This window comes from Acinetobacter pragensis (genome assembly GCF_001605895.1).
GTDB lineage: Bacteria > Pseudomonadota > Gammaproteobacteria > Pseudomonadales > Moraxellaceae > Acinetobacter > Acinetobacter pragensis.
The window spans coordinates 34,330-46,351 of the sequence record NZ_LUAW01000019.1 but is presented as its reverse complement, the minus strand read 5'-3'; the positions used below and the strand labels follow the sequence as shown (position 1 = coordinate 46,351).

The window sequence follows — 12,022 nt, the reverse complement described above, 5'->3', positions numbered from 1 at the left end:
TAGGAGCGGCAAAATGACGACTCAACGTTGCGGCTGGTGCTCCAATGACCCGATTTATATGGCCTATCATGATACTGAATGGGGCCGTGCAGCGCGTGATGAACAGCATTTATTTGAAATGCTGTGCTTGGAAGGCCAGCAAGCGGGGCTGTCATGGATTACTGTACTGAAAAAACGTGATGCCTACCGCAGGCATTTCTTCATGCATGCAATTGCTGAAATTGCAGACATGAGCGACGCTGCTTTAGACGGCAAGCTTCAGGATGCCGGGCTGATCCGCCATATCGGCAAACTCAAAGCCATCCGTGACAATGCCATCGCCTGGGAACAGCTGAAACAGGAAAAAATTGATCCAGTTGAGTTTCTTTGGTCATTTACCCAGCAGCAGATCCTGAATAACGATGTGCCGGATTATAAAACAGCGCCCGCACAGACAGATGCAAGCCAGCAAATGTCCAAAGCCTTAAAGAAGAAAGGCTTCAAATTTGTCGGCCCGACCACCTGCTATGCGTTTATGCAAGCTGTCGGCATGGTGAATGATCATGAAAATCACTGCAGCTTTAAACAGGCTGAAGCTTAACACTTCATCTCGGTTAAAAGGAATTCTAAAAATGAGTGACAACACCATTCGTGCTTATGCAGCAATGCAGGCAGGCGAAACCCTGCAGCCATATCAATTTGACGCAGGCGAACTGCAGCCGCATCAGATTGAAGTCAAAGTTGAATTCTGCGGCCTGTGCCATTCAGATATTTCCGTGATTCAAAATGACTGGAAATCTTCTGTTTATCCTGTCGTTGCAGGCCACGAAATTATCGGCACCATTAGCCAGCTGGGCTCAGAAGCCAAGGGCTTAAAATTAGGCCAGCGTGTCGGCATCGGCTGGACAGCGGAAAGCTGCCAGCATTGCGATCCTTGCATTTCAGGCCAGCAAGTCCAATGCACGGGTGAAAAGAAAGCCACCATCGTCAATCATGCCGGCGGCTTTGCCGATAAAGTCCGCGCGGGATGGCAATGGGCCATCCCGCTGCCGGAAAACTTAGATCCAGAATCTGCAGGGCCGTTGCTGTGCGGCGGCATTACTGTATTTGACCCTATATTAAAGCATCAAATACAAGCGACCCACCATGTTGGCGTGATTGGCATTGGCGGTTTAGGCCATATGGCGATTAAGCTGCTGAAAGCCTGGGGCTGTGAAATTACCGCGTTTACCTCGAACCTGAATAAAGCCGATGAATTAAAGGCGATGGGCGCTGACCATGTGGTGAACAGCCGAGATACCGATGCGCTCAAAGCGCAGCGCGGCAAATTTGACCTGATCCTCAGTACCGTGAATGTGACTTTAAATTGGCAGGCTTATTTAGCCGCGCTGGCGCCGAATGGCACAATTCACATGCTGGGTATGGCATTAGAGCCGATGCAGATTCCTGCCGGCATGCTGATCAGCGGCGCAAAATCAGTTACTGGTTCGCCGACAGGCTCTCCTGCTGCGCTGCGCCAGCTTTTAAAATTTGCCGCCCGTAAAAATATTGCACCGCAAATTGAACTTTACCCGATGTCAAAGATCAATGACGCCATCGAGCGCCTGCATTCAGGCGATGTGCGCTACCGCGTTGTGCTGAAAGCAGATTTTTAAGCCGCGAAAATAAACACTCAAAAAGCCTGCTGCTCCAGCAGGCTTTTTTTCAGCAGCAAGAAATACGGCAATCCTTCCATAAAGTTCTTCAGGCGGCAGATTGGCTGTCCAGCTGCGACTTGACCCAGTCCGCCAGCAGCTGAATCGCCTGCTGAATTTCTTCCGACAGCTCATGCCCTGCATTTAAGCGAATGCAGCTGTTATAGCGCTGATCTTCCCCGAATAGCAGCCCCGGCACAATGTTGATGCCCTCTTGAAGCGCATAATAGTACATTGCCAGACCATCTACCTGTTGCGGAAATTGCAGCCATAAGGCATAACTGCCCTGCGGATGATTCAGCCGAAAATCAATCCCATGAAAAGCCTGCGCAATAAACTGGCGGTACTGTTCCACCTGTTTCATCAATTTTGGTCGAAGCTGGCCGAGATGCTGGCGGTATGCCCTGCTGTAAATCAGATCCGCCAGTCCCAGCTGCAGAGGCGTATTCACCGAAACATTCTGAATAATCATTTGGGCGTGCAAGTGCTTTAAGCGCGGCGGCAGGCAGAACCAGCCGACACGGTAAGCGGATGACAATGATTTTGAGACTGAACCGCAATACACCACATAGCCCTGCTGATCCCAGTATTGAATCGGCAGCGGCCGTTGCGCGCTGAAGCTGCATTCGGCATAAATATCATCTTCAATGACATGGCACTGGTATTTAGCCGCCAATTGGGCAATTTTTTCTTTTTCCGCATTGCTGAGGCAAAAGCCCAGCGGGTTTTGAAAATTGGCAGTCAGCAGGCAAACTTTAGCGCCTGAATGCTGCATGGCCTGTTCCAGCCGTTCTAAATCAAAGCCTTCCGTATTGGCCGGAATTTCAATGATTTTACGCTTCAATAAAGCCAGCAGCTGAAGCTGCCCGTTATAGTTCGGGGTCGGCACAATCACACCGTCTCCTTCACAGGTCAGGCTTTGAATCATCACCGACAGCGCAGGCATGCAGCCATTGCTGATATAAATCTGCTCGGGCGCAATATGAAAACCGTCTTCCGCCCAATGCGCAGACAACGCTTCACGCAACCGAATATGCCCCTGCCGGTCACTGTAGAGAAAATCTTCCGGCTTGCTGTATTTTAAGGCGCGCTGAATGGAGCGGCTCAAAGCTTTTGCAGGAACGAGATTGGGAGACAGCTGGATTGAACCGAGATGAATGAGCCTGCTGTTGATTGCCGCTTGATGAATTTCTATTTGCAGCCCTAAATTGGAAACATCCCGCATTTTCGATTGAAAATCCGGATGCTCCGGCGCCTCAATCGCAAAACCGGAAGATGACGGCTGCAGCTGGACAAAATAGCCGGATTTAACTTTCACATAAATCAGCCCCTGCGCTTCCAGCAATTCATAGCAGCTTTTTGCAGTATTCAGGCTGATCTTCCGCTGCTGTGCAAATTGACGCAGCGAAGGCAGGCGCTGGCCTGCTACAATTTCCCCTGCCTGTATTTTCTGCATCAGCTGCTGCGCCAGCAGCTGATATTGAAATGACATATCTGTACCTATTTTTTTTATATCTACTGTATCTGTACCCAAAACACTAACATATTTAAGCTTGCTGTACAGTTTTTCAATCAGATACAGGAGCCATTCATGACAAAAATTAAAAGAATTACAGCGCTTTTCGGTTTAAGCCTTTGCCTTATGGCCTGCCAGCCGCAGCGGCCCAATGCCGCAGCGCAGCAGCAGAATTTTATTTGCAGCGCTTTAATTGACGGTTTTTTAACAGCGCAAAAATTGACGCATTACCAATTATGGAAAATACAGCCGACACTCTACAGCACAGCCAGGCAGCGCTTGTATATTTATCAGGCCCAAGGCTCAAACACTATGAACCTGCTGCCGCGGCAGCAAAAACTGCGCTTTTCTTGCGAGCAAATATCTGCCCGACAGTTTCAGATTAAGCTGGCTGCGCCAACCCCAAAAAATACTGAAACTGCAGAGACTGTGCTGAGCATTGAACTGCCCGAACCTGCACAAATAAAGCAGCTCACTGCCTATACCATAACTGAATCCAATGCTGCGAATTAACCCTATTTTAAAATTTCGGGCAATACCGCCAGCGCTTTGGATTTCTCAAGTTCTGTTTTCATTTTCTGCAGCATCTGATACGGCTGCTGCTGCACAAACATATTGGTCACTGACAGCGGAATAGAGCCTTCCGGGTTGGCATAGCCATAAGTTGACACTTTCACTTTCTGCGGCCCCAGCTTTTGAAATGCCCAGTCGCCTTCATAGCTGGTTAAACGCACATAGCTGCTGTTCAGCGGATAGCCCTTTTTCAGCGCCTTATTCTGAATCGTAATGATACCTTGAGCATCTTTGGCCATTTTCCCCTGCACAATTAAATCCCGGTCTTTCAGCGGAAAAGGGAAGTCCAGCACCATATACAGCTGAAATTCCCCTTTTTTATCATCACGCGACAGCAATTTCATCTTGCCCAAAAACGGCACCCAATCCACGGCATGATCCACATTTAAAATCAAAGCCACAGCCTGCTCAATCGGAACATTCAAGATGGTTTCCGCTTTATACATCATCACGGGGTTTTGACTGTCCTGATAGGTCCAGACTTTAATATTGTTTTTATTGATACTGAGTTTAGGGCTGCCCGCAGGCAAAGCCTGCACTGAAACGCTTAACGCTGCAGCACAGGCCATACATATGACTTTTTTCATTCCATTGCGCATCTTATTTTAGTTTTATATTGTTTTTATAGCGGTTTTTTTACCCAGTTTTATACTTGAATGTCGTTAAATCCAAGCACGTCTTTCATGTCGTATTTACGCGCATCACGTCCGACAACCCAAGCCGCGGCACGGACTGCGCCAGATGCAAAGTTCATGCGGTTCGTAGCTTTATGGGTAATTTCAACACGCTCGCCTTCACCAATAAACATAGCGGTATGCTCACCGACAATATCTCCGCCGCGGATGGTCTGGAAACCAATGCTTTGGCGTTCGCGCGGGCCTGTATGGCCTTCACGGCAATATACCGCATCCTGTTTCAAATCACGGCCCAATGTTTCTGCAATCGCTTCACCCATCATTAATGCTGTGCCCGATGGCGCATCGACTTTATGGCGGTGATGCGCTTCGATAATTTCGATATCGACCGTATCGCCAAATACTTTAGACGCCAGCTCTAACAATTTAATGGATACATTCACCCCTACTGAATAGTTAGCGGCATAAACTACTGGCGTTTCCTGCGCAGTTTCATCTAAATAGGCTTTTTGCTCATCATTCATGCCGGTTGTGCCGATCACAATCGCCACGCCCGCTTTGCGGCACAGCGCAAGATGGTGAGCCGTCGCCGCCGGCGCAGTAAAGTCAATCACCACATCACAGTCTTTTAAAACAGCGTCCAAGCTGCCAGCGACTTTTACGCCAATTGCGCCAATGCCTGCAAGCTCACCCGCATCCGCACCGACCAAACTGCTTTCAGGACGCTCAACCGCTGCCGCCAATTGATAGCCCGCCTGCTGAACCGCTTGAATTAAGATGCGCCCCATACGGCCGCCTGCACCCAATACCCCTATGCGCGGATTTGCTGACATAACATTTTCCTAATGCTGTTTCGAAATTGCTCTTACTATAGCAAAACTCCTGAGCTTGGCTAAGTTCGGCAGATAAAAAATCCCGAAAATTCTGCAGGCGGCCTGAAGCGCGCAGAATTCCCTTCTCTGCCAATGCAGCGCATGCAGTAGTTTTTTATCTCCAGCGCATTTCGATGTATCATTAACGCGTTTTTTCCACGATGATCCGGCATGAAGAACTTCCTGTTTGCGCTCGCTGCCATTTTTATATTTATTGCTTGGCTGCACCCGATCCATTACCGGCCTTGGGCAACCTATCTGGGCGAGCTATATGCTTTTTTTGCGCTATTCGCCTTAGCGGCGGTATTTTTAAAACAAAAAATCCAGCTGCCGAAAATCACCTTACCAATATTGGCCATGTCGCTGATTCCGCTGATTCAATTGGCCTTCGGACATGTCTATTATTTCAGTACCGCATTGCTGAGCTTTTTGTACGTCTTTTCTTTTTGGATGGCCATTGCCATCGGCTACAGCCTGAGCATGCAGCCGGACAGCAGGGAAAAAACCTTCCAGTATTTAAGCTATACCTTTCTCGCCGGCGGGGTATGCACAGGCGTTGTGGCGATTTGCCAATGGCTGAATTTTGACGCTTCACTGAGCTTCATCATGATGAACATCAGCGGCAGCACCCGGCCCTTTGCCAATTTTGCCCAGCCCAACAACATGGGCACTTTTTTGCTTATGGCGCTGCTGGCCTGCCTGTATCTATATGAAAAGAAAGCCCTATCAACAAAATGGCTGGTGCTGGCCGCACTGCCGATGCTGATCGGGGTCGCGCTGAGCCAGTCACGCACCTCTTGGGTCGCCTGTGTTGCGATACTGCTGTATCTGTCTTATCAGCAGTACCGCCATGTCATTCGCCTGCCGTGGCGCTATAACCTCGTTTGGCTGGCCTGCTTTATCGGATTGATCTTCTGTCTGCCTGAAATCAGCCAATGGCTGGCTCAGGCATCGGACCTGCAGATGATTGAAAGCCGTGATGTGGTGCAGCGCGCAGGCGGCGATATGTCGCGGCTGGCCATTTGGCAGCAAATGGCGCATGCCTTGGCAGCCCAGCCGTGGTTTGGCTATGGCTGGTATCAAACCAGCACTGCGTTTGTGGCGATTTCGGAAACGTTTCAAGGCCCTGTCTGGGTTCGCAGTTCGCATAATTTTATTTTAGATTTTCTGATTTGGAACGGTGTGCTGATTGGAGTGCCATTTTTGCTGTATTTCGGCTATTTGGGCGTTCAGCTGCATCAACGCGCGCAGTCAGCAGCTTCGGTGATCGGGCTGTTGATGATTGGCGTTTTCGTTATTCACGCCATGCTGGAATTTCCGCAGAATTATGCCTACTTCCTGCTGCCTGTCGGTTTTATTCTGGGCACAGTGCTGGCGCAAAAACCGGATACGGCTGCGGTTACCCTGACGCCTGTGTTGATGCGTACTGTTTTTATCCTTGGCGTTATATTGCTGGCTGCAATTTACCGGGATTATGATGTGCTGGTGCCTAAACTGGATCAATCCGCGCGTTTTGAAAAAACACCCGAGAAAATCACCCGCAATGACCGCATTTACCTGCTCAGCGAATTTGATCACCGGATTAACTTTATCCGCATGAATCCTTATCAGGACATGAGCAAAGCGCAATTGGATGATATTGAAAAGCTGATCCGAAGCTATCCGACCAACTACAACTTAACCAAGTACGCCAAAATACTGGCCTATAACGGCTATGAAGCAGAAGCCCGGCATCAACTGCAACGGATCAAAATCATTCAGAAGAAAGATTTAAGCTACAGCGATTTAATCAAAGATATGCCTCAAAAATAAAGGCTTCAAAATTCAAGCACAAAAAAGCCTGCATCTCGCAGGCTTTTTTCATACATGGGCTGAATCGGATCAGTCAAATAAGCGGTCAAAGAATGATTTTTTCTTTGGTGACGATTTGCTGTCCTCGCCATCCATAGTTTCCTGCAATTCCTGCAGCAACTCACGCTGACGGGCAGTCAAATGGACAGGCGTTTCCACTACAATACGGCATAGCAAGTCACCCTGCATGCTGGTGCGTACAGGCTTCACCCCTTTGCCGCGCAAACGGAATAATTTTCCAGTTTGCGTACCTTCAGGAATTTTCAGGCTGACGCGGCCGTCTAAAGTCGGTATCTGAATTTCTTTACCCAATGCCGCATCTGCAATGCTGATCGGCACATCCATATACAGGTCTGCGCCATCACGCTGGAAGATTTCGTGCTCGCGCACCACCACTTCCACATACAGGTCGCCTGACTGGCCGTCACGGATCGCTTCGCCTTTGCCGCTTAAGCGTACGCGGTCGCCGTTGTCCACACCCGCTGGAATAGTGACTTCAAGCGTCTGCTGACGGTCAGACACACCTGAACCATGGCATTTATTGCATGGGTTCTTGATGATCTTGCCTTGGCCGCGGCAGGTGCTGCAGGTTTGCTGCACCGAGAAGAAGCCTTGCTGCATGCGCACTTGGCCAGCGCCATGACAGGTTTTACAGGTTTCAACATCATTAGGGCTTTTCGAGCCTTTGCCGTCGCAGGCATCACACGGCGCTGGGGCGGTAAAGGTAATGGTTTTCTTCACGCCTTTAACCGCTTCTTCAAGCGTCAGTTCCATGACATAGCGTAAATCTGAACCTCGGCGCGCGCGCTGCTGTCCGCCGCGGCCGCCGCCGCCGAATGCGCCGCCGAAGATGTCACCGAACTGGCTGAAAATATCTTCTGCGCTGAAGCCGCCGAAACCGCCGCCGGCACCGCCCATGCCGCCTTCAAAGGCCTGATGGCCCATGCGGTCATACATGCTGCGCTTTTCACCGTCAGACAGCACTTCATAAGCTTCAGAGGCTTCTTTGAATTTCTCTTCGGCTTCTGGATTGTCTGGATTGCGGTCTGGATGGAACTTCATCGCCAACTTACGGTAGGCTTTTTTAATTTCATCATCACTAGCGGTTTTAGCGACACCTAAAACCTCATAATAATCACGTTTAGCCATGTCTGGCGATGCTCCTCACGGAATTTAATTAATACTTAACTGCGGTATGAAATTGGGGCCATACCGTTTTTTACAAGGGGGAAGCTGGAAAAAATCTGCTGACTTAAAAAACTGCTTTATTTTTGAAAAATTTAGTGATGCCCTTAATCCAGGCATTCAGTAAATATAAAATGGCGATACAAGAAAAAACCACACCTGCCACAGTACAGCCGGTCACCCATAAATAAGTGTCCCAATAATAGAAAAACAGGGGAATGAACCACAAGGCAGCGAAACACGCCATAATCAGGTAAATGGTCACGGCGCGCATGACCCATAAGGCTTGCGACTGCATCCAGACTTCTGCGGAATCCAACTGGGTAACTTTACGGGCAAACCAATACGCCAAAATGCCGCTGACCACTGTAAACAGCGCAAGAAACATGAAGACATAAGAAATCGCGACATAGCGGCGATACTTGGATAAATTGTCTGTCGTCATGTTCGAATTAACCTCATACGCTGCCCCCAAATCCCTGAATGTGCGCAGCGAATTACTTATTAAAATTATCAATAAAGATTAAGCGCTACTATATTGAAAAAAACAATATTTCGCACCCAATTTTATGAAACTTTTACGAATTCTGCTGAATTTTTTTCACCTTGAACCACTGCGCGTACAATGCGGGCAGGAAAAATAAGGTCAACAGGGTCGCAACAATCAATCCGCCCATAATTGCCACGGCCATGGGGCCGAAGAAAATACTGCGTGACAGCGGAATCATCGCCAGCACAGCCGCCAAGGCGGTCAGCACAATTGGCCGGCAGCGGCGCACTGTGGCATCAATAATGGCATTCCATGGATCATGCCCATCTTGAATGTCCTGCTCAATCTGATCAATCAGAATGAGCGAATTGCGCATAATCATGCCCGATAGCGCGATTGTTCCCAGCATGGCCACAAAGCCAAAAGGCTTGTTGAACAGCAGCAGGAACAGCACCACGCCAATAATCCCCAACGGTGCCGTCAAGAATACGATAAACGTGCGCGACATGCTTTTCAGCTGAATCATCAGCAAAGTCAGCACCACTGCAAGGAAGACCGGCATACCTGCATTGACCGACGTCTGACCGCGGGCAGATTCTTCGACAGTGCCTCCGACTTCCAGCAAATAGCCGCTCGGCAGCTGGCTGCGCAATTCAGCCAATGGTTGAGATAATTCATTGACCACAGTTGCCGGCTGCTGCTTGCTGCGGATATCCGCACGCACCGTAATGGTCGGCAAGCGGTTGCGGTGCCAAATCAGCCCTTCTTCAAAGCCATACTGAATTTTTGCAATTTGCGCCAAAGGCACCGATTCGCCTGATGCAGTGGGCACAGCCAAACTGCTGAGCGAGCCGACATCTACACGCTCGGCCTCATCACCGCGCATGCGGATTTCAATCAAGTCACGCTTTTCACGGAATTGGTTAATAGCCGCACCGCTGATCGAACTGTTCAGAAAGTTTGATAAATCTAAAGTATTGACTCCCATTTGGCGGGCGCGGTCCTGATCAATTTCCAATCGGATCACTTTGCTTGGCTCACCCCAATCCAAATGCACATTGGTAGTATTTGGATTTTCGCTGACTTGCGCCGCTACTTTTTGCGCCCATTCACGCACCTGCCCCAAATCTTCGCCAGACACACGGAACTGCAGCGGATAGCCGACGGGCGGCCCATTTTCCAGCAAAGCCACACGGGTACGCGCTTCCGGCAGCAGCAAGCGGATTTTCTCGCTCAAGGTTTTGCGGATTTCATCCCGGTCATCTAAAGATGAAGCCAAGACCACAAACTGGGCAAAACTGGCTTGCGGCAATTGCTGGTCCAGCGGCAAATAGAAGCGCGGCGAACCCGTACCGACATAGGCCACGAAATTATCAATGCCCTGCTGTTTGGACAGGAAGTTTTCCACTTTGCGCACTGCCGCTTCTGTTGCTTTTAACGATGCGCCCTCTTCCAGCTTGATATCCACCACAATTTCGGCGCGGTTGGATGGCGGGAAAAACTGCTGCGGCACCAGCTTAAACATCAGTACAGACAGCACAAAAATGCCAACTGTCGCGGCAATGACTGTTTTACGGTAAGTGACGCAAGCATCGACCCAGCGTTTGAAACGCTGATAAAACGGCGTCTGATAAGGATCGTGCTGTTCCCCCGCATGATGCACCAGCGGTGCAGGTTCCGGCTGCTTGCGCAGACGCGCCCATAAGCGCTGATACCACGGCGCTTTTTGAATTAGATCTTTATTGAAATCCGGCAGCAGCTTATCGCCCAAATACGGGACAAACAGCACAGCGGCAAACCATGACACAATCAGTGCAATCGTCACGACTTGGAAAATGGAACGGGTGTATTCCCCTGTACTTGACGCGGCCATCGCAATCGGCAAAAAGCCGGCGGCGGTAATCAGCGTACCGGTCAGCATAGGAAAGGCCGTCGTGCGCCATGCATGGCCCGCAGCCTGCAGCCGCGAATAGCCCTGCTCCATTTTAATCGCCATCATTTCCACGGCAATAATGGCATCGTCCACCAGCAGGCCCAGCGCTAAAATCAAAGCGCCTAGGGAAATCTTGTGCAGGCCGACATCAAATAAGTTCATGCCGGCAAAAGTCATGGCCAGCACCAAAGGAATGGAAAACGCCACCACCAGCCCAGTACGGAAACCCAAGGAGAAAAAGCTCACCAGCAGCACGATAATCACCGCTTCTGTCAGCACCTTCATGAACTCATTGACACTGCGTTTGACCGCCACCGGCTGATCCGACACTTTTTGCAGCTTCATGCCCAGCGGCAGCGCTTTCTGCAATGATGCAAATTCAGTTTCCAGATTTTTACCCAGCGCTAAAATATCACCGCCCTTACGCATGGATACCGCAATTCCGATGCCGTTTTCCGCCATAAAACGCATGCGCGGCTGCGCAGGTTCACTGAAGCCGCGGTAAATTTCAGCCACATCGCCCAGCTGAATGGTCTTGCCATTCACCAGCAGCGGCATTTTTTTCAGTTCTTCTACTGTTTGCAGATTGCCGCTGGCGCGGACCTGAATCCGGTCTGAAGCCGTCTCAAAAAAACCTGCGCTGGCCACTGTGTTCTGCTGCTGCAGCGCCTGCTGAATCGCACTGACCGGAATACCCAGCTGCGCGGCTTTGGTATTCGACATTTCAATCCAAATTTTCTGATCCTGCAGGCCAATTAAATCGACCTTGCTGACATCTTTCACCCGCTGCAGCTGAAGCTGCAGGCGGTCGGCATAGTCTTTCAGCGTGGCATAATCAAAATCTTTCCCCGTCAGCACATAAATATTGCCGAAGGTATCGCCAAACTCATCATTGAAAAACGGCCCCTGCACCCCCGCAGGCAACTGATGCTTAATATCATTAACTTTCTTGCGCACTGTATACCAGACATCAGGAATATCCTTTGAACGCAGAGAATCTTTGGCAACAAAAGTCACCATGGATTCCCCCGGCCGCGAATACGCCATGATGCGTTCATACTGCCCTGTCGTCATCAGCTCTTTTTCAATGCGGTCTGTCACCTGCATGGAGACTTCTTTCGCTGTTGCTCCCTGCCAATAGGTCTGAATCACCATCACTTTAAAGGTAAAAGGCGGATCTTCGCTTTGCGACAGTTTGGAATACGACACAATGCCGACAATGCCCAGCAGCAGCATGAAATACAGGACTAAGCCTTTATTTTTCAGCGCCCATTCCGAAAGGTTGAAATTCATG

Annotated in this window: 10 protein-coding genes; 4 read left to right on the top strand and 6 right to left on the bottom strand. The window is 49.7% G+C overall.

All coding sequences use genetic code 11. The annotated features are described in order from the left end of the window. Positions 1-13: 13 nt before the first annotated feature. Both AZH43_RS08390 and ahr read left to right on the top strand, forming a co-directional pair. The gene (locus AZH43_RS08390; protein ID WP_067668648.1) at positions 14-580 is read left to right on the top strand and encodes a DNA-3-methyladenine glycosylase I; all 567 of its coding nucleotides are present in this window, start codon (positions 14-16) and stop codon (positions 578-580) included. Between the two features lie 31 nt (positions 581-611). Then, on the top strand, positions 612-1,634 hold the full coding sequence (gene ahr / locus AZH43_RS08385; RefSeq protein ID WP_067668646.1) for an NADPH-dependent aldehyde reductase Ahr: 1,023 nt from the start codon (positions 612-614) through the stop codon (positions 1,632-1,634). Positions 1,635-1,722: 88 nt separating this feature from the next. Here ahr and AZH43_RS08380 read toward each other — a convergent pair whose 3' ends face one another. Further along, positions 1,723-3,165, bottom strand: coding sequence for an aminotransferase-like domain-containing protein (locus tag AZH43_RS08380; RefSeq protein ID WP_067668641.1), 1,443 nt, complete (start codon positions 3,163-3,165; stop codon positions 1,723-1,725). Between the two features lie 99 nt (positions 3,166-3,264). On the opposite strand from AZH43_RS08380, the gene AZH43_RS08375 reads away from it, so the two are divergent. Next, complete coding sequence (locus tag AZH43_RS08375) at positions 3,265-3,702, top strand: hypothetical protein (protein WP_067668640.1); 438 nt, start codon at positions 3,265-3,267, stop codon at positions 3,700-3,702. Positions 3,703-3,704: 2 nt separating this feature from the next. Here AZH43_RS08375 and AZH43_RS08370 read toward each other — a convergent pair whose 3' ends face one another. Together AZH43_RS08370 and dapB are read right to left on the bottom strand one after the other, a co-directional pair. Beyond that, entirely contained in the window at positions 3,705-4,349 is a 645-nt protein-coding gene (locus AZH43_RS08370; RefSeq protein ID WP_067668639.1) for an START domain-containing protein, read from the bottom strand. A 59-nt stretch (positions 4,350-4,408) separates the two neighbouring features. After that, on the bottom strand, positions 4,409-5,230 hold the full coding sequence (dapB, locus tag AZH43_RS08365; RefSeq protein ID WP_067668638.1) for a 4-hydroxy-tetrahydrodipicolinate reductase: 822 nt from the start codon (positions 5,228-5,230) through the stop codon (positions 4,409-4,411). A 210-nt stretch (positions 5,231-5,440) separates the two neighbouring features. Between dapB and AZH43_RS08360 the strand changes: the two genes are divergently transcribed. Then, on the top strand, positions 5,441-7,081 hold the full coding sequence (locus tag AZH43_RS08360) for a PglL family O-oligosaccharyltransferase (protein WP_067668637.1): 1,641 nt from the start codon (positions 5,441-5,443) through the stop codon (positions 7,079-7,081). Between the two features lie 69 nt (positions 7,082-7,150). On the opposite strand, the gene dnaJ is transcribed toward AZH43_RS08360, so the two are convergent. The 3 genes from dnaJ to AZH43_RS08345 all read right to left on the bottom strand — a co-directional run bounded on the left by dnaJ (position 7,151) and on the right by AZH43_RS08345 (position 12,021). Then, positions 7,151-8,269, bottom strand: coding sequence for a molecular chaperone DnaJ (dnaJ, locus tag AZH43_RS08355; protein ID WP_067668635.1), 1,119 nt, complete (start codon positions 8,267-8,269; stop codon positions 7,151-7,153). A gap of 103 nt (positions 8,270-8,372) precedes the next feature. After that, on the bottom strand, positions 8,373-8,750 hold the full coding sequence (locus AZH43_RS08350; protein ID WP_067668633.1) for a hypothetical protein: 378 nt from the start codon (positions 8,748-8,750) through the stop codon (positions 8,373-8,375). Positions 8,751-8,883: 133 nt separating this feature from the next. After that, complete coding sequence (locus AZH43_RS08345) at positions 8,884-12,021, bottom strand: efflux RND transporter permease subunit (RefSeq protein WP_067668631.1); 3,138 nt, start codon at positions 12,019-12,021, stop codon at positions 8,884-8,886. Position 12,022: the final 1 nt, after the last annotated feature.

Bases quoted from the DNA above. Each gene is read 5' to 3' on its own strand.
- AZH43_RS08390 (WP_067668648.1), top strand. From the start codon at position 14: ATGACGACTCAACGTTGCGGCTGGTGCTCCAATGACCCGATTTATATG.
- ahr (WP_067668646.1), top strand. From the start codon at position 612: ATGAGTGACAACACCATTCGTGCTTATGCAGCAATGCAGGCAGGCGAA.
- AZH43_RS08380 (WP_067668641.1), bottom strand. From the start codon at position 3,165: ATGTCATTTCAATATCAGCTGCTGGCGCAGCAGCTGATGCAGAAAATA.
- AZH43_RS08375 (WP_067668640.1), top strand. From the start codon at position 3,265: ATGACAAAAATTAAAAGAATTACAGCGCTTTTCGGTTTAAGCCTTTGC.
- AZH43_RS08370 (WP_067668639.1), bottom strand. From the start codon at position 4,349: ATGAAAAAAGTCATATGTATGGCCTGTGCTGCAGCGTTAAGCGTTTCA.
- dapB (WP_067668638.1), bottom strand. From the start codon at position 5,230: ATGTCAGCAAATCCGCGCATAGGGGTATTGGGTGCAGGCGGCCGTATG.
- AZH43_RS08360 (WP_067668637.1), top strand. From the start codon at position 5,441: ATGAAGAACTTCCTGTTTGCGCTCGCTGCCATTTTTATATTTATTGCT.
- dnaJ (WP_067668635.1), bottom strand. From the start codon at position 8,269: ATGGCTAAACGTGATTATTATGAGGTTTTAGGTGTCGCTAAAACCGCT.
- AZH43_RS08350 (WP_067668633.1), bottom strand. From the start codon at position 8,750: ATGACGACAGACAATTTATCCAAGTATCGCCGCTATGTCGCGATTTCT.
- AZH43_RS08345 (WP_067668631.1), bottom strand. From the start codon at position 12,021: ATGAATTTCAACCTTTCGGAATGGGCGCTGAAAAATAAAGGCTTAGTC.